The 17,471-nt window shown below is 67.7% G+C and carries 17 protein-coding genes; 5 read left to right on the top strand and 12 right to left on the bottom strand.

Translation table 11 applies throughout. From position 1 onward, the window contains the following. Positions 1–38 precede the first annotated feature (38 nt). The 3 genes from E3T33_RS14695 to E3T33_RS14685 form a co-directional block, all read right to left on the bottom strand. The gene (locus E3T33_RS14695; protein WP_092321507.1) at positions 39–1,700 is read right to left on the bottom strand and encodes an ABC transporter substrate-binding protein; all 1,662 of its coding nucleotides are present in this window, start codon (positions 1,698–1,700) and stop codon (positions 39–41) included. Positions 1,701–1,946: 246 nt separating this feature from the next. Next, complete coding sequence (locus tag E3T33_RS14690) at positions 1,947–3,038, bottom strand: LacI family DNA-binding transcriptional regulator (protein WP_134575681.1); 1,092 nt, start codon at positions 3,036–3,038, stop codon at positions 1,947–1,949. After that, a complete protein-coding gene (locus E3T33_RS14685; protein ID WP_092321505.1) occupies positions 3,035–3,754 on the bottom strand; it encodes a TetR/AcrR family transcriptional regulator in 720 nt (239 codons plus the stop codon). Before E3T33_RS14685 ends, E3T33_RS14690 begins: the two co-directional genes overlap by 4 nt. Before the next feature lie 164 nt (positions 3,755–3,918). Here E3T33_RS14685 and kynA point away from each other — a divergent pair, with 164 nt between their 5' ends. From kynA to purQ, 5 genes are all read left to right on the top strand, one after another. Next, positions 3,919–4,773 (top strand): tryptophan 2,3-dioxygenase, encoded by an 855-nt coding sequence (gene kynA, locus E3T33_RS14680; protein WP_092321707.1) that lies wholly within the window; start codon positions 3,919–3,921, stop codon positions 4,771–4,773. Beyond that, positions 4,770–5,678 carry a hypothetical protein gene (locus E3T33_RS14675; protein ID WP_092321504.1) on the top strand — a complete coding sequence of 303 codons (909 nt, stop codon included), beginning with the start codon at positions 4,770–4,772 and terminating at the stop codon, positions 5,676–5,678. The genes kynA and E3T33_RS14675 overlap by 4 nt, the downstream gene beginning before the upstream one ends. A 62-nt stretch (positions 5,679–5,740) precedes the next feature. Continuing rightward, positions 5,741–6,991, top strand: a complete 1,251-nt coding sequence (locus E3T33_RS14670; RefSeq protein ID WP_241982974.1) for an aminotransferase class V-fold PLP-dependent enzyme — start codon at positions 5,741–5,743, stop codon at positions 6,989–6,991. A 76-nt stretch (positions 6,992–7,067) separates the two neighbouring features. Continuing rightward, on the top strand, positions 7,068–7,337 hold the full coding sequence (gene purS / locus E3T33_RS14665) for a phosphoribosylformylglycinamidine synthase subunit PurS (RefSeq protein WP_092321502.1): 270 nt from the start codon (positions 7,068–7,070) through the stop codon (positions 7,335–7,337). Continuing rightward, on the top strand, positions 7,337–8,035 hold the full coding sequence (gene purQ, locus E3T33_RS14660; RefSeq protein WP_092321501.1) for a phosphoribosylformylglycinamidine synthase subunit PurQ: 699 nt from the start codon (positions 7,337–7,339) through the stop codon (positions 8,033–8,035). Before purS ends, purQ begins: the two co-directional genes overlap by 1 nt. A 190-nt stretch (positions 8,036–8,225) precedes the next feature. Here purQ and mgrA read toward each other — a convergent pair whose 3' ends face one another. The 9 genes from mgrA to E3T33_RS14615 all read right to left on the bottom strand — a co-directional run bounded on the left by mgrA (position 8,226) and on the right by E3T33_RS14615 (position 17,387). Beyond that, entirely contained in the window at positions 8,226–9,251 is a 1,026-nt protein-coding gene (mgrA, locus tag E3T33_RS14655; protein ID WP_134575677.1) for an L-glyceraldehyde 3-phosphate reductase, read from the bottom strand. Positions 9,252–9,367: 116 nt separating this feature from the next. Continuing rightward, positions 9,368–10,900, bottom strand: a complete 1,533-nt coding sequence (locus tag E3T33_RS14650) for a tripartite tricarboxylate transporter permease (RefSeq protein ID WP_134575675.1) — start codon at positions 10,898–10,900, stop codon at positions 9,368–9,370. A gap of 1 nt (position 10,901) precedes the next feature. After that, entirely contained in the window at positions 10,902–11,429 is a 528-nt protein-coding gene (locus E3T33_RS14645; protein WP_134575673.1) for a tripartite tricarboxylate transporter TctB family protein, read from the bottom strand. Beyond that, complete coding sequence (locus E3T33_RS14640; RefSeq protein WP_198417097.1) at positions 11,426–12,427, bottom strand: tripartite tricarboxylate transporter substrate binding protein; 1,002 nt, start codon at positions 12,425–12,427, stop codon at positions 11,426–11,428. Before E3T33_RS14640 ends, E3T33_RS14645 begins: the two co-directional genes overlap by 4 nt. A gap of 126 nt (positions 12,428–12,553) precedes the next feature. Next, positions 12,554–13,732 carry an acetyl-CoA C-acyltransferase gene (locus E3T33_RS14635; protein WP_134575671.1) on the bottom strand — a complete coding sequence of 393 codons (1,179 nt, stop codon included), beginning with the start codon at positions 13,730–13,732 and terminating at the stop codon, positions 12,554–12,556. Further along, positions 13,732–14,508 carry a 3-oxoacyl-ACP reductase FabG gene (gene fabG / locus E3T33_RS14630; protein WP_092321706.1) on the bottom strand — a complete coding sequence of 259 codons (777 nt, stop codon included), beginning with the start codon at positions 14,506–14,508 and terminating at the stop codon, positions 13,732–13,734. Before fabG ends, E3T33_RS14635 begins: the two co-directional genes overlap by 1 nt. Positions 14,509–14,558: 50 nt before the next feature. Beyond that, the gene (locus E3T33_RS14625) at positions 14,559–15,749 is read right to left on the bottom strand and encodes an acyl-CoA dehydrogenase family protein (protein ID WP_134575670.1); all 1,191 of its coding nucleotides are present in this window, start codon (positions 15,747–15,749) and stop codon (positions 14,559–14,561) included. A gap of 17 nt (positions 15,750–15,766) precedes the next feature. Further along, positions 15,767–16,186 (bottom strand): thioesterase family protein, encoded by a 420-nt coding sequence (locus tag E3T33_RS14620; RefSeq protein ID WP_166784510.1) that lies wholly within the window; start codon positions 16,184–16,186, stop codon positions 15,767–15,769. Further along, the gene (locus E3T33_RS14615; RefSeq protein ID WP_134575668.1) at positions 16,179–17,387 is read right to left on the bottom strand and encodes a CoA transferase; all 1,209 of its coding nucleotides are present in this window, start codon (positions 17,385–17,387) and stop codon (positions 16,179–16,181) included. The genes E3T33_RS14620 and E3T33_RS14615 overlap by 8 nt, the downstream gene beginning before the upstream one ends. Positions 17,388–17,471: the final 84 nt, after the last annotated feature.

Raw genomic sequence — 17,471 nt, 5'->3', positions numbered from 1 at the left:
CAGGGCAACCGCCCCGCCCGCGCGTCAGGCCGAAAGGGCTAGGAAGCCTTTTTCAGGTTGGTCAGGATGAGCAACGGCGTCGAGTTCCACGTGTTCGGCGGCGCGTATGCGTTGTCCTCGGTGGGCCAGCCGGTGAAGTTCTTGTCGCTGTAGAGACCCCAGAGTCCGCCATAGAACATGCTGATCACGGGGAGCTGCTCGTACACGACGCCCTGGAGCTCCGCGGCGATCTGCTTCTGCTCTTCCTCGCCGGTGGCTGCCTTGAGGTCGGCCAGCAGGGCGTCGACCTTCGGGTCAGTGAAGCGCTGGAAGTTCGCGGTGGTCGAGGTTCCGACCGGGGTCGCGAACTCGCTGTTCAGCAGGCGGTTGAAGTCCTCGAAGACGCTGCCGGTGCCACCGAAGCCGGTGATCGCGATGTCGAAGTCACCGTTGTTGAGGGCCTTGTAGTACGCGGCCGGCTGCGGCTGGCTGAGCTTGACGTCGATCCCGAGCTTGCCGAGCTGCGCCTGGACCGTCTGCAGTCCCTGCAGCCAGTCGGTGTACCCGTTGGCGGTCGTGATCGTGATCTTGAGCTGCTTGCCGGCCTTGTCGACGAGCTTGTCGCCCTTCTTCGTGTAGCCCGCCTTCTCGAAGGCGGCAAGCGCCTTCTCGGTGTCCTGGCCGATGGCCCCGCTGTTCGGCAGGTCCTCGCTCAGCCATTCCTCCTGGTTGGGCAGCAGCAGACCGGACTGGCCGGCCGCCTCCACGTAACCCTGCTCGGCATCCACGGCGATCTTGTCGCGGTCGAGCGCGAAGCTCAGTCCCTCACGGAAGTCGAGGTCGTTGAAGGGCGCCTTGGTCAGGTTCGGGAGCAGGGCGATCGTGCCGCCCGGGGGGAACCAGTAGCTGTTGTGCTGCTTGTCGGCGTTGACCCAGGTGCCTTCGACGTCGGTCATGAACGCGTAGGCCCAGTCGTAGCCGTTGTTGACGACGTCGAGCTGGCTGTTGGCCGCGGGCAGCACGAGCTTGTCGACGGCGACCTTGTCGGCCTGCCAGTAGTCCTTGTTCTTCTTCAGCGTGTACTCGTTCGGGCTGAACTTGTCGAGCACGTAGGGGCCGCTGGCGACGGGCTCCTCGTTGGTGAAGGTCAGCGGGTCCTTGACGTCCTTCCAGATGTGCTCCGGAACGATGAGCTGCTGGTTGATGATGGCGACGGCCGGGACATCCTCCGCCTTGAGGTGGAAGACGACCGTGTCGTCCTTGACCTCGAGGCTCTTGATGTGCTGCCAGGCGCCCTGCACGTCCAGGGCCGGGGTGGCCTTGATCAGGTTGAACGTGAAGGCCACGTCGGCGGCGGTGAACGCTGTGCCGTCTGACCACTTCACGCCGGTGCGGATGTCGTAGACTACGGTCTGCGCGTCGGGCAGGGTGTTGCCCGTGGCCAGGAACGGCGTCGCCTTGCCGTCGAGGGTGTTGATGACCTGGAGCGGCTCGTACATGTAGGTGGTGGCCACGCGCTTGCTCGGGGAGAACGGGTTGAAGTTCTTCTCGAACGTGGGGGAGCCGTTGTCGGCGGCGACGAGCAGGGAGCCGTCACTCGCCGGAGCGTCGTTGTTTGCCTTGTTCTTGACGTCGATACTGCAGGCGCTGGTTGCCAGCACTGCAGTCACCCCGATTACGGCCAGGGCCGTGCGGGTGATGCGCCCTCTCAGATGCTTCATTGCAGTGGAACTTCCTTCGTGTCGTCGTTGACTGGGGCTGCTGCGGCCGACGTCCTGCCGGGAACAGGAGCGCGCAAAGCGAGTGACATTGAGTGTAAGCGCATACATTCAGCGAGTCAAGTCATTTCTCGCGCGAGGAACCATCCCCTCGCCAGGAGCCCGCTCCCGCTGAGTTGCGGACAAAGTACCTTCGTTGGGGCCATGAGGGTACTTTGTCCGCATCTCAACGCGATGGCGCCTGCCAGGCTAGGCGGACCCCTCGGAGCTTTCCCTCAGCAGCACCTGCACGGGCAGGCGCAGCGAGATGGGCGGCTGGTCGCGCTTGTCGAGCCGGCTGAGCATCGCCCGGACCGCTGCCCGGCCGAGGTCGACCATCGGCTGGTGCACGGTGGTCAGCCGAGGCGTCGACTGCCGGCCGGCCTCGATCCCGTCGAAACCGGTCACGATGACATCCTCCGGCACGCGGATGCCGCGCCGTCGCAGCACGTCGAGCACACCGAGGGCCATCTGGTCGTTGGAGCACACCACGGCGCGGGGCAACTCGCCAGCCGCCACCAGACCTTCGGCGATGGAGCGCGCCTGCATCCGCGAGAAGTCTCCGCGCAGCATCGGGAGGGCGGCGGGGTCGATGTCCCGGGCGGCCAGGGCCTGGACGAATCCCTCGTACCGCTCCGCGTCATCCGGGGAATAGACCGGGCCGCCGATGAAGACGGGAGCCCGCACGCCGTGCCGGTCGATCAGGTGTTCGGTCAGGGTGCGCATGCCTTCGACGTTGCTGACGCTCACATGGTCGAAGTTGTCGCCGCGGCGGGGGCCGGCGACGAGCACGATGGGTATCCTCCGGGAGATATGGTCGAGCAGCGCGTCGGGGACGCTTCGGGCGAGCACCGCCATCCCGTCGACGCGGCCGGCGATGTCGCTGACCATCTCCTCCGGGTTCGTCCCGCGGCCGACGCCCACCAGGAGCGCGAAGCCGCGGCGCCAGGCCTCGAGCTCACTCCCCCGCAGCACCTCGTCGAAGTACAGGTTGGGCGGGCGCACCTCACCCGAGTCGGGCATGTCGACGATGACGTTCACCGGCTCCGACTGGTTGAACTCGGCCTCGTCCAGCTCCTCCATCGCGTCGAACCCGGGGAAGTACAGGCCGAGCACTCCCGTGCGCCGGGCCGCGAGGCTTCGGGCGCTGGCGCTCGGCACGTAGCCGAGCTCCCGCACCGTGGCCAGGACGTGCTCGCGTGTGGATGCGCGTACATCATCGGGACGACGAAGCACCCGGGAGACCGTCGCAATCGACACGCCCGCATGCGCGGCGACGTCGTAGACGGTGGGCGGCTTCATCGGGCCCCGTTTCCTTTCGCCGAGCCGGAGCGGCGGGATGCGACCCGCCTGGCCCGGCGCGACAGGCCGTGCACGGTCGCCTGGAATTCGTTCGGGCTCAGCGGCCTGCCCGGCAGCTTCGGGCGGTCACGGGCGGGTTCGCGCAGGCCGTCGAGCACGATCCCGAGCTGGCGCCGCCACTGGCCGGCATAGCCGTCGCCGAGCGAGCCGAGTGAGCCGACCAGCGTCACGAGCAGGGCCAGGTCGACGGTCTCGACGTCGGCGCGAAGCTCCCCGTCGCGCTTGGCCTGGGCGACGAGCGACGCGATGAACTTGCCGAATTCGGCGGCGGGCTGCGCGGACGGGTCGACCGCGGCCATCCGCTTGAGGATGTGCGGCAGCGAGGGGTCGGCGACGAGCCACTCGGCGACGCGCTCCGCATAGACGACGACGCCGTCCCACGCGCTCGGCGCGGCAACGACTTCCTCGCGGACGGTCTCCAGCTGGGCGAGGGCGATGTCGTAGAGGGCGCGCACGAGGTCGTCCCTGGTCGGGAAGTTACGGTACAGCGTGGCCACGCCGACGTCGGAGCGGCGGGCGATCTCCTCGAGGGACGCGTCGACGCCGTTCTGGGCGATCATCGCCCGCGCCTCGGTGATCAGCCGGTCCCGGTTTTGCCTGGCGTCGCGGCGCCTCGGCAGGGTCCCCTCCTGCGGGCCGCGTGAGGAAGAAGTCATGGCCCCGAGTCTAGGACCACTGGGACCCAATTCACGGAGGGAATCCTCCGCCCAGGCGTCTCGCGGGCGCTGAGTTGCATGGGAAGCTCGTAACACTGAGAATTCAGACAATGGAACCTGGCATCGTGGCCACAAGCTCGCCCGGTTCGGAAAGGGAAATCCCCATGCCGGTTGAGCACAATACCCGCGAGTTCGATCCGGAGATCGTGACCGATTTCCGGGACAAGATGAGCTACGGCTCCTACCTCGCCCTCGACACGCTGCTCAGCGCGCAGAAGCCCGTCAGCACTCCCGAGCACCACGACGAGCTCCTCTTCATCATCCAGCACCAGACGACCGAGCTGTGGCTTAAGCTCGTGCTGCACGAGCTCCGGGCGGCGACCGAGTTCCTCCGCACCGACCAGCTCGCCCCTGCGCTCAAGGCGATCGCCCGGGTCAAGCACATCCAGCGCACGCTGACCGAGCAGTGGTCGGTTCTGGCCACGCTCACCCCGACCGAATACGCCCAGTTCCGCGGGTTCCTCGGCAACTCCTCCGGCTTCCAGTCCTACCAGTACCGCGCGGTCGAGTTCGCGCTCGGCAACAAGAACCGCCGCATGCTCAGCGTCTTCGACAGCGACCCGGATGCGCACGCCCTGCTCAGCGAGGTGCTTGACGCCCCGAGCATCTACGACGAGTTCCTCCGCTACCTGCACCGCGCCGGCCACGACATCCCGGCCGCCGTGCTCGAGCGCGATGTCACCGAGGCCTGGGAGCTGCACCCGGAACTCGTGCAGGTCTTCCGCCGCATCTACGAGAACGCCACGGAGCACTGGGCCGCCTACGAGGCGTGCGAGGAACTCGTCGACCTCGAGGACAACTTCCAGCTCTGGCGCTTCCGCCACCTCAAGACCGTGCAGCGCATCATCGGCATGAAGTCGGGAACCGGCGGATCGAGCGGCGCGGCCTTCCTGCGGAAGGCGCTGGAACTGACCTTCTTCCCGGAGCTCTTCGCCGTGCGCACGGAGGTCGGAACGTGAGCGGCACCGTGCTCCCCTGGTTCCTCGACGCCCACGTGCACCTGGCACTGATCGACCCCTCCGCCCTCGCCGCCGGCGGGATCGCCCGGGTCGTCGACCTGGGCGGCTGGACGCCGGAGCCCGGCGGCACCGCGGCGAGCGGGACCGGCTCTTCGCCGCTCGCAGTCGCCCACGCCGGCCAGTTCCTCGCCGCTCCCGGCGGCTACCCGGGCGCCCAGTCCTGGGCTCCGGCCGGCAGCGTCTGCGAGGTGGCGACGGCGGAGGATGCCGCCGCGGCCGTCGACCGCCAGCTGGCGGGAGGGGCATCCGTGATCAAGGTCACCCTCAACTCGGTGGCCGGCCCCGTGCTCGGCACCGACGTGCTCGCGGCGATCATCGCCCGGGCCCACGAGCGCTCCACGCCGGTCGTCGCCCACGCAGAGGGGGTCGGCCAGGCCGTGCGCGCCTTCATCGCCGGCGTCGACGTACTGGCGCACACCCCGTTCAGCGAGCGCCTCGTGGACGAACTCGTCGACGCGATGGCCGGGCAGATGACCTGGATCAGCACCCTGGACATCCACGGCTGGGGCGAGCCCACCGACGACTTCGCCCGCGCCTCCGACAACCTGCGCCGCTTCCACGCGCATGGCGGACGGGTGCTCTACGGCACCGACCTCGGCAACGGACCGCTGCCGCTCGGGCTCAACCGCCGCGAAATCGACGCGCTGCTTCGCATCGGGATGTCGCCGGACGAGGTGCTCGGTGCCCTCACCTCCGCCTTCCCCGCCGCCGGCTCGGCGAGCGCGAACGCGCACGGCACCGTTAGCGTTATACCCGGCGAGCGCCCGACCGATCCGGCCGGATTCGCCGAATGGGTGTGCACCGCACGCGCGCTCAGCCGCTCCGAGCTCGAGGAATACGTATGACCCCCAGCACCACCCCCGTCGTCGGCGGCGGCCTGGACGCCCACATCGCGTTCGCCCGGCGGATGGACCGCATCGACGGGCTCGCGCACTACCGGGCCAGGTTCGTCGGCACCGAGGCCGGCTCCGACCCGGACGGGCCGCAGCCTGACCCCGTGGCCTACCTGGACGGCAACTCGCTCGGCCGGCCCACACTGGCCGGCGTGGAGCGGATCACCGAGTTCCTGACCGGCGCCTGGGCCACCCGCCTGATCCGAGGCTGGGACGAGGAGTGGATGGAGCTGCCGCTCACCATCGGCGACGACCTCGGCCGCGCCGCGCTCGGCGCCGCTGGCGGGCAGGTCTTCATCGGCGATTCCACCACGGTACTGCTCTACAAGCTCGCCCGTGCCGCCGTGGACTCGCGCCCCGGCCGCACCGAGATCGTGCTCGACAGCGACAACTTCCCCACCGACCGCTACGTGCTCGAGGGCATCGCCGCCGAGCGCGGACTCACCCTCCGCTGGCTGCGCCCCGACCCGGCCGGCGGCGTCACCGTCGAGCAGGTGCGCCGCGCCGTCGGCCCGCAGACCTCGCTTGTGCTGCTCAGCCATGTCGCCTACCGCTCCGGCTTCCTCGCCGACATGCGCGAGATCACGCAGGTCGCCCATGCCGAGGGAGCCCTGGTGCTCTGGGACCTCAGCCACTCCGTCGGGTCCGTCCCGGTCGAGCTCGACCTGTGCGACGTCGACCTGGCCGTCGGCTGCTCCTACAAGTACCTCAGCGGCGGTCCGGGCGCTCCCGCGTTCGGCTACGTGCGCAGCGACCTGCAGGACGTGCTCACCCAGCCGATCCAGGGCTGGATGGGCACGAAGGATGCCTTCACGATGGGCCCGGGGTACGTGCCGGCCACCGGCATCCGCCGTTTCATGAGCGGCACGCCGGCCGTCGTCGGCATGCTCGCGATGCAGGACACCATCGCGATGATCGAGGAAGCCGGGATGGAGCAGCTACGGGCGAAATCCGTGGCCCTGACCGAATTCGCCCTGACCCTCGTCGACGCCTGGCTGGTGCCGCTGGGCGTGACCGTGGCGTCGCCGCGCGAGCATACCCACCGCGGGGGGCACCTCACCGTGAACCACCCGGCGATGCGCCAGGTCACGAAGACGCTCTGGGAGCACGACGTGATCCCCGACTTCCGCGCGCCCGACGGCCTGCGGATCGGCCTGTCGCCGCTGAGTACGAGCTTCGTCGAAACCTACGAGGGCGTCGCGGCGATTCGGGACGTGCTGCGGGGCATCCTGCTCGGCCAGAGCGGGCTCACCGCAGAAGCGTGACCGGCCGGGACAGGCCGGCCGGGGACGGCCTGTAGAATTGGGGAGTCCGCCCCCCGACGCCTCCGGAGTGAGCCCCATGCCAACCATCGTCGTAGAAGTTATGCCCAAGGCCGAGCTGCTTGACCCCCAGGGAAAAGCCGTCGCCGGCGCCCTCGGTCGGCTTGGTAAGACCCGTTTCTCCGGCGTGCGCGTCGGCAAGCGGTTCGAGATCACCGTCGCCGGTCATGTTGATGACGCCGTGCTCGCCGAGGTGCAGGAACTCGCCGACAGCGTGCTCTCCAACTCGGTGATCGAGGACGTCGTCGGCATCCACGTGCTGGAGGCGCCCGCCGGAGAGACGCACTGATGCGCATCGGCGTCGTCACCTTCCCGGGCTCGCTCGACGACCGGGACGCCCAGCGCGCGATCCGGCTCGCCGGCGCCGAGCCGGTCGCCCTCTGGCACGGCGAGCACGACCTGCACGGCGTCGACGCGCTCGTCCTGCCGGGCGGATTCAGCTACGGCGACTACCTGCGCGCCGGCGCGATCGCGAGCCTCTCGCCGATCATGGCCGAGGTCATCGACGCCGCGAACAAGGGGATGCCGGTGCTCGGCATCTGCAACGGCTTCCAGATGCTCGCCGAGGCGCACCTGCTCGAGGGCGGGCTGATCCGCAACGACCACGGCCGGTTCATCTGCCGGGACCAGAAGCTGCGCATCGAGAACAACGCCACCGACTGGACCGGCAGCTTCGAGGCCGGCCAGGAGATCACCATCCCGCTCAAGAACGGCGAGGGCGGCTTCACGGCCTCGGCCGACGCGATCGCCCGCCTCGAGGGCGAAGGTCGCGTCGTCGCGCGCTACCTCGAGGTCAACCCGAACGGCTCGCTGAACGACATCGCCGGCGTGTCGAACGCCCGCGGGAACGTCGTGGGCCTGATGCCGCACCCCGAGCACGCCGTCGAGCCCGGCTTCGGCCCCGACACCGCCGACGCAATGCGTTCCGGCGTCGACGGGCTCACGTTCTTCGCCTCCGCGATCGAACGGGCGCTGGTCTCGCGCTAGCGGGCCTGGTTCGCCGAGCTTGCCTGTTCCGGTCGACTTTGGCCGGCAGACCAGGCAAGCTCGACCGCATCCGTCAAACTCGACGCGCACCGCCCCGAGGCGTCGAAGTTCGCCGATTGCGCCGAGAATCGCCGGTCTAACGGCGACTCTCGGCAGGAACGGCGACTCTCGGCGGAACGCGCCGCGGGCGCTAGACGGCGCCCGACTCGGCCCAGAGGTTGATGGCCAGGTCGACGGCGTGCTCGTCGATGGCGGCGAGCTCGTCGGCGTCGAAGGCCAGGTTCGCGAGGGCCGCGACGTTGGTCTCCAGCTGCGCCACGGATGACGCGCCGACCAGCGCGGAGGTGACTGCGCCTCCGCGCAGGGCCCAGGCCAGGGCGAGCTGCGCGAGCGACTGCCCGCGGCCCGCCGCGATCTCGGTGAGCGCGCGGATGTGGCCGAGCGTCTCCTCGTTGATCATGCTGTCGCTCATCGAACCCGCCGAAGCCGCGCGGGAGCCCTGGGGCACCCCGGTCAGGTACCGGTCGGTCAGCAGGCCCTGCGCCAGCGGCGAGAACGCGATGCAGCCGGCGCCCAGGTCGGCGAGGGTATCGAGCAGCTCGCCTTCGATCCACCGGTTGAACATCGAATACGACGGCTGGTGGATGAGCAGCGGGGTGCCGAGGTCGGCCAGGATCGCGGCCGCCTGCCGGGTGCGCTCCGGCGAGTAAGACGAGATGCCGGCGTAGAGCGCCCGGCCGCTGGTGACCGCGGTGTGCAGCGCGCCCATGGTCTCTTCCAGCGGAGTGTCGGGGTCGGCGCGGTGCGAGTAGAAGATGTCGACGTAGTCGAGGCCCATCCGGTCCAGGGACTGGTCGAGGCTGGACAGCAGGTACTTGCGTGAGCCGAAGTTGCCGTACGGCCCCGGCCACATGTCGTAGCCGGCCTTGGTGGAGACGATCAGCTCGTCGCGGTGGGCGGTGAAGTCCTCACGGAAGATCCGGCCGAAGTTCGTCTCGGCGCTGCCGTAGGGCGGGCCGTAGTTGTTGGCCAGGTCGAAGTGCGTGATTCCGAGGTCGAAGGCGCGGCGCAGGATCGCGCGCTGCGTGTCGATCGGCCTGTCATGGCCGAAGTTCTGCCACAGGCCGAGGGAAATCGCGGGGAGCTGGAGGCCGCTCCGACCGGATCGCCGGTACGGCATGGACTCGTATCTGCTGTCAGAGGGCGCATAGGTCATCCCTCAATGCTGGCAGACCCGAGCCGCCGCCGCAGCCAGATGACGACGGCCCGCCATCGCCATCGCCTGAGCTTCGCACGTCCAATCGCTGCACGCGCGGCGTGCCTGCCGGGGCGCTACTTCGCGTCCACCCGGGTGTCCACGGGGACGGCGGCAGGAGCCGTGGCCTCCCGGGCGCGACGCCTGTTGTTGATGAACGAGTACGCGAGGAACACCGCGAGGATCCCAAAGATGGTCGCCGAGATCGGATCGGTAATGAAGATGTCGAAGCTTCCGCCGGAGATGAGCATCGACTGACGAAACGACCGCTCGAGAATCGGCCCGAGGATGAAGGCGAGGACGAGTGGTCCCGCGTCGAAACCGGTCTTGATCATGATCCAGCCGAAGACGCCGAAGATCAACACCACCCACATGTCGAAGGGATTGTTGTTGATCGAGTACACGCCCACCATGACCACCATGAGGGCGAAGGCCGCGAGGATGCCCGTTCGAACGCGCAGCATTTGAATGAAAATGCCGATCAGTGGGATGTTGAGAATCAACAGCATCACGTTGCCGACATACATCGACGCGATGACGCCCCAGAAGATGTCCGGGCGGTCCTCGATCAGCGAGGGGCCGGGTGTGATCCCCTGCAGCAACAACGCCCCGTAAAGCATCGCGAGCACAACGTTCGAGGGAATGCCGAGGATCAGGAGCGGTATGAAAGCGGATGTCGACGAGGCGTTGTTCGCCGTCTCCGGACCCGCAACCCCCTCAATCGCTCCCTTCCCGAACCTCGACGGGTCTTTCGCGCGCCGTTTCTCGAGCGCATAGGAGGCGAGGGAGGAAATGACGCCGCCGCCACCGGGCAGAACCCCGATCACGAAGCCGAGCAGTGAGCCGCGGGCGATGGCGCCGGAGGAGTCGCGAAAGTCCTTGCGCGATGGCCAGATATTCCTGATCTTCGTCGTGATCGCCTGCGCTTTCTCGGTGCGCTCGAGGCTGTGCAGCAGCTGGCCGACGCCGAACAGTCCCATGGCGATCGCCACAAAGTCCAGCCCGCCGAGCAGCGACGGGATGCCGAAGGTGAAGCGTGCCGTTCCCGTGATCGGGTCCTGGCCCACGGTCGAGAGCAGCAGGCCGATCGCGGCCATGCACAGGCTCTTCATGGTGGACCCCGTGCCCAGGGACGTGACGAGGAAGAGCCCCAGCACCATGATGGCCACGTAGGAGGCCGGCCCCACGGCCACGGCGACCTTCGCCAGCACGGGGGCCAGGAAGGTGAGGCCGATGATGGCCACGGTACCGCCGATGAAGCTGCCGATCGCGCTGATTCCGAGTGCGGGCCCGGCCCGGCCCTGCTTGGTCATCTGGTAGCCGTCAAAGGTCGTGACGACGGATGCCGCCTCCCCCGGGATGCGCAGCAGAACCGAGGTGATCGTGCCGCCATACATGGAGCCGTAGTAGATGCCCGCGAGCATGATCACGGCACTCGTGGCATCCATCGTGTAGGTGATCGGCAGCAGGAGAGCGATCGTGGCCGTCGGGCCGAGACCCGGCAGCACGCCGATGGCTGTGCCGATGACCACGCCCACGAAGACGAACAGGAGGTTCATGGGGTCGAAGGCAACGGAGAAGCCGAGGCCCAGATTGTTCAAGACGTCCATGTCACATTCCGATCAGTCGGGTGATGGTGCCCACGACGATGTCGTCGGGAAAGGGGACACCGAGCAGAACGGCGAAGCCCACGTAGAAGACGGCGGTGCCGCCGACGGCAAGTACGAGGGCAAGGCGCCAGGACTCCTCGCCGAACGCTCGCAACCAGAGCAGGAGCAGGAGGACGGAGGGAGCGACGAAGCCGATCGCCTCAAACAGCAGGATGAAGACGACGAGGCTCAGCACGCCCCCTGCGAGCATGGTCGTGCGCCTGGTCCATTTCTCGTAGGCTTCCGTGTCGGGAACGATCGCGAGGATGCCCGCCGCGATCGTGGCCGCGACGGAAACCACGAACGGCCAGAGCCCGGGTCCGGGGCTGTTGAGTTCGCCGAGCGTGAGGCGCCAGGATCCGATCACGGCAGCGATCCCCGTCGCAAGCAACACGAGCGGGACGAGGCGGTAGCGGCCCGCATGGCGGCCGGGCGTTGCGGCCGGATCGGCCTCAGTACCCTGGGGTGCCTCGAGCTTGATGGCACTCATTTTTGTCCGAGGATGGGTTCGTAGAGGTCCTGCATGTCGGCGAAGATCTCGTCGAGGGCCCCGGCGCCGCTGAACTGCTCCGGTATGAACATCTCGCCCACCTGTTTGATCACGGCCGGGTCGGCCGAACAGGTCTGGAGTTCGGCCTCGAGGGTGGATACGACAGCGTCGGGCAGGCCCTTCGGTCCGACAACGCCGAAGACCGACACGGCATTGACGAGCTCAGGGAATCCCTGTTCGGCCAGGGTCGGCACATCGGGGTACCAGCCCGCCCGTTCCGGGCTGCTCACGGCGAGCGGTACGAACGACCCCTCATCGATACGCGACTGCACGTCCTGGTGGTCGGTGATGAAGAGCGCGTCGACGTGACCGCCGAGCAGGCTCGTGGTCATCTCGGCGTTGCCGACGGCGGGAACGGCGGTGACCTCGATGTCATATTCGTCGCTCAGTCGCTTCAACTCGATGGCCGCGGAGGTCGTTGCCCCGGGGATGGCGACGCTGAGCTTGCCCGGGTGCTTTTCGGCCGCGGCGAAGAACTCGTCGGCGCTCTCGTAGGGGGAATCCTCACCGACCACGAGCACGGTGGGCATCTGCGCCATCACGCCGACCGAGGTGAAGTCTTCGATGCCGTAGTTGAGCTTGTTGATCATGGGGTTCATGACGAGCGGACCGTTCGTGCCCAGGGTCAGGGTGTAGCCGTCCGGTTTGGCACTCGACACCTCCTGCATGGCCAGGCCCCCGCTGGCCCCGGGCTGGTTCTCGATCACGAAGGGCTGCCCGAGACCCTTCTCGAGGCAGGAGGCGAAGGCCAGGGCCGTCACGGTGGAGGGACCGCCGGCGGCGAACGGCACCACGAAGGTGACCGGTTTCGACGGGTAGTCGGCTTCTGCAGCCTGGGAGCCGGCGGCACTGCAGCCGACGAGGCCCATCATGGCCAGTCCGGCGAGTGCGGGCAGGAATACAACGGTGTTCTTCTTCAAAGCTGACCTCATTGTCATCTGTTTTGCGCCTCATGGTGGGGTGATTCTCACCAGCCCATTTCACTGTCGCAGAATCTTAATTACATCTCCAATACTATTTCGCGGGCGTATTGATACCCCAGCCACATGAAAGCGGCGGGCGGCTCAGACCCGTTCGAGCAGCATCGCCGTGCCCTGGCCGAGCCCCACGCACATCGTTGCCAGGCCCCGGCGGGCACCCTCGCGCTCCATGCGGCCCATCAGGGTGATGGCGATGCGCGAGCCCGATGAGCCGAGCGGATGCCCGAGAGCGATTGCCCCGCCGTCCCTGTTCACGATCTGCGGGTCGAGCCCGAGGCGGCGGATGCAGGCAAGCGCCTGCACCGCAAACGCCTCGTTCAGCTCGATCGCCCCCACGTCCCCAACCGACCACCCCGCGCGGCTGAGCACCTTGCGGGTGGCCGGTACGGGGCCGATGCCCATGATCCGCGGGGGCACCCCGGCCGACGCCCCGTCGACGATGCGTGCCCGTGGCTGCAGGCCCAGTCGTTCGATGGCCCGGCCGCTGGCCACGATTACGGCGGAGGCGCCGTCGTTGAGCGTGCTGGAGTTGCCCGCCGTGACGATCCCGCCGGGCCTCACGACCGAGCGCAGGCCCGCCAGCGCCTCGAGGGTGGTTTCGCGCCTCGGACCCTCGTCGTGCTCCACGAGACCCCCTTTCGTGGCCACCGCAACGATTTCGGCCGCGAAGCGGCCGCCGTCGATGGCAGCGAGAGAACGCTCATGCGAGCCCAGGGAAAAGGCATCCGCGTCGTCGCGCGAGATCTTGTCGACCCCCGCGAGTTCCTCGGCCGTCTCGGGCATCGACAGGGTGCTGGTGGACGGAAATCTGGGGTTGATGAAACGTGCTCCGATGCTCGTGTCGGCGATCTCGCCCGGGCGCCCGAATGCCTTCTCGGGTTTAGCGAGCACCCAGGGAGCCCTGGACATGGATTCCACGCCGCCGGCCACGACGATGTCGGCGGCGCCGCTCTTGATCATCTGGGAGGCCAGGATGATGGCGCTCAGGCCGGAGGCACACAGACGGTTGACCGTGAGCCCGGGGATCTCGTCGGGAAAGCCGGCCAGCAGGCTCGCGAGGCGCGCCACATTGCGGCTGTCTTCGCCGGACTGGTTGGCGTTGCCGAGGATCACCTCGTCAATGGCGGCCGGATCGATGCCGGTGCGCTGCACGAGCTCGCCGAGAACCAGCGCCGCCAGGTCATCGGGTCGGATGCCCGACAGGGCTCCGCCATAACGACCAACGGGGGTGCGCACCCCGCCCACGAGAAACGCCTCGGCCATCAGCGCGCACCGCCGTTGATGTAGAGGGTCTGGCCGGAGACGTAGGAGGAATCGTCGCTCGCGAAGAAGGCGATCGCGGCGGCGACCTCCTCTGCAGCGCCCACCCGGCCGAGCGGGGTGCGGTCGGCGACCACCTGCTGGTGGTCCTCCGTGGTGCTTCCCACCCGCTCGGCCGTGGCCGCCGTCATGGCCGTGGCGATATAGCCGGGTGCCACGGCATTCACGGTGATGTTGAACGGGCCGAGCTCGAGCGCGAGGGTGGCAGTCAGACCCTGGATCGCCGCCTTGGCCGCCGCATAGTTCGCCTGCCCCCTGTTGCCGAGGGCCGAGCGGCTGCTCAGGCTCACGATCTTGCCGTACCGCGCCGGCACCATGAATCTCTGGGCCGCCTGGGCGCACAGGAACGCGCTCGTGAGGTTGGTCACGAGCACAGAGTCCCAGTCGGCACGCCCCATTTTGAAGAAGAGGTTGTCGCGCGTGATCCCGGCGTTGTTCACGAGGATGTCGAGGCGGCCAGCCGTTGCGAACACCTCGTCGAACGCCTCGGAAACCCTGAGCTCGTCGGTGACGTCGCAGACGAGGCCGCGGGCAGACCCGCCGGCCGCGACGACCGCGTCAGTCGAGGAGATCTCCTCGGCCGTGGCCGCCGCGCGGTCCCCGTTGAGGTCGAGGATGGCCACCTGCGCGCCTTCTGCCGCCAGGCGCAAGGCCGTGGCCGCACCGATGCCCTGGGCTCCGCCGGTGATCACGGCGACCCTGTTGCTCAGCCTGTTCATTGAATCTCCCTTGATCATTCGTTCTGGTTGTGTGGTCGCGGGCCGCGGGCTCACGCGAACGCGGAAATTCCGGTGATGTCGCGGCCGATCAGCAGCGATTGGATGGAGTCCGTGCCCTCGTAGGTGTGCACGACCTCCATGTCGGTGAGGTGCCTGGCCACGTGGTTCTCCAGCAGCAACCCATTGCCGCCGAGGATGTCGCGGGCCTCCTGGCAGATCCAGCGCCCCTTCTGGGCGGTGTGCATTTTGGCGACGGAAGCCATGGCGCCGGTCATCTTGCCCTGGTCGGACAGGGCGGCCAGGCGAAAGCAGATCAGGTGCATCGCGGTGAGTTCGGCAAGCATGTTGGCGAGCTTGTTCTGCACGAGTTGGTAGCTCGCGATGGGCTTGCCGAACTGCACCCGGTCACGGGCATACGTCACGGCGGCCTCGTAGGCGGCGATGCCGTGCCCGAGGGCCTCCCAGGAGGCCCCGCCCCGGGTGGAATTGAGCACTCGAACGGCGTCCTTGAAGGAATTGCCTTCGACCAGCTTGTTCTCGGCGGGAATGCGAAGGTTGGTGATCATGATGTCCGGCTGCAGAATCGCCCGCTTGCCGATTTTGCCCGTGATGACGGTCGCTTCGTAGCCATCCGGGAACGACCCGTCTGCGTTCTTCTCCATCACGAACGCCTTCACGTGCCCGTCGGACTCGTCGCGGGCCCAGATGACGACGACGTCGGCAAAGCTGGCATTGCCGATCCAGCGTTTGGCTCCGTTGAGCACGTAGTGCGCGCCATCGCGGCGGGCGCTCGTTTCGAGGGCCACCGAGTCGGATCCGTGCCCCGGCTCCGTGAGCCCGAACGCACCCACTAGGTCGAGCGCAGCCAGGCCGGGCAGCCAGCGCTGTTTTTGCTCCGTGCTGCCGAGCATGTTGATGGTACCCATGGTGAGGCCGGTCTGCACGCCGATGAAGGTATTGATCGACCCGTCGGCGCGGGACATTTCGAGGGACACCATTCCCGCTCCCAGCCGGCTCATGCCGGGGCATCCGTACCCCTCGATCGTGCCGCCCACGATGCCGAGCCTGGCGATCTTCGGCACCAGTTCGAAGGGGAACGCGGCCCGGTCCCAGTAGTCGTTGATGATGGGAAGCACTTCGGCGTCGGCGAAGGCACGCACTTTCAGCCGGATGGCCCGTTCCTCGTCGCTCAGGAAGTCGTCGACCAGGTAATAGTCGCTGTTGATCTCTCGGGTGGTCATGTGATGCCTTTCTGTGGCTACTGCTGCGGCGCTGTTTCGGCGATGAACCAGCGTGCGAGGGAGCGGCGCTCCCCGGCTTCGAGCACGCGTGCGGCGCCGTCGGTGGGGCGCACGGGAACCATCACCGTCGAGGCGTCCAGGACCGGGTGGCCCGCCTGAACCCCCGAATAGTGCAGGGTGTAGGACTTGGACCCCACCCGGGAGACCCACACGTCGATCTCGACGGGAGGACCGAATTCGATCGGACGGCGAAAGCTGAGCTGCAGCGCCGCCACGACCGTTGAGGCGTCGACGTTGTCGACATCCGCCATAGCGTGCGCCCTCCACTGCAGCCTGGCTTCCTCGAGCAGCGTCGCCACCCGGGCATTGTTGACGTGTCCGTTCCGGTCCTGGTCGCTCCAGCGCACACCGACGGCGGCGCGGAACGGATCAGTCAACGAGTTGCTCCTCGCGTGTGGCAAGCCAGGAACGCACGAGCGCGGAGCTCTCGTTGAGCTGCGGCGGCGCAAGGTCGTAGGTCACCGGGGTCTGGGAGAACTTCACCGGATGCCGCACCGTGGGAATGCGGCGATCCCCGGTTCCGGCCAGCACGACCGGCTCCAGACCGAGCTTTTCCGCGAGCTCGATGCCACCCTTCACGTCCTGGATGGGCGCACAGGGCAGGCCCAGTTCGGAGAGCAACTCGAACCACTCCGCCGCCGAGCGCCGGGCCAGCTCGTGCTGGAGAATCTCACGCAGCGCGCCGCGGTTCGCGTTGCGTTGCTGCGGCGAACTGAAGCGGACATCCGTCGCCGTCTCGGCGACATCGAGCGCCATGCACAACCTGGTGAATTGAGGGTTGTTGCCCGCGGCGATGATGAGCATGCCGTCGCCGGTGGGCATCGGCTCATACGGGTAGAGGCTCGGGTGCTCGTTGCCCATGCGGGTGGGGATGACGCCGCCCGTGACGTAGGCGGCCGACTGGTTGACCATTCCGGAGAGCGCGGAGGAGAGCAGGTTGAGTTCCACCAGCTGGCCACTCCCGGTGAGGTCCTTGTGGTGCAGGGCGCCCAGGATGCCCATGGCCGCGTGGAGTCCGGTGATCACGTCGAACATGGCCAGACCCGCGCGGTAGGGCTCGGTGTCCTGTCCGCCGGTGAGGCTCATCATGCCGGAGACGGCCTGCACGAGCAGGTCGTACCCGGGTAGCCCCGCCCCCGCCCCGGTGCCGAAACCGGTGATCGAGGCGTAGATCACCTCGGGATTGCGGGTGATGACCGAGTCGTAGTCGAGGTCGAACCGTTCGAGGCCGCCGGGCTTGAAGTTCTCCACCAGGATGTCTGCCCTGGCGGCGAGCTCGTGCGCCACCTCGAGGTCGGCCGCATCGTTCAGGTCGAGCGCAATCGAGTGCTTGTTGCGGTTCACCGAGAGATAGAAGGTGGCCTCGTCGTCGCGCACCGGCGGAATCCAGCCACGGGTGTCGTCGCCCTGCAGGCTCTCCACCTTGATGACCGTGGCGCCCATGTCGGCAAGCAGCATCGTGCAATACGGACCGGCGAGAACGCGGCTGAAGTCCGCCACGACGATGCCGCTCAGCGGCCCGCTGCCCGGTCGACCGAAAATACTGTGCAGCCTCGTTGCTGCGCCAGATTCATCCATTGAATGGCTCCCTGTTCGTCTGTCGTGCCTCCACTGTTGCAAGAGGATTACTGCACGTCCAATATCAATTGCGCCAGTGATTGA

Source organism: Cryobacterium sp. TMT1-2-1 (assembly GCF_004403955.1).
Lineage (GTDB): Bacteria > Actinomycetota > Actinomycetes > Actinomycetales > Microbacteriaceae > Cryobacterium > Cryobacterium psychrotolerans.
This window is presented reverse-complemented; position numbering and strand designations above follow the sequence as displayed.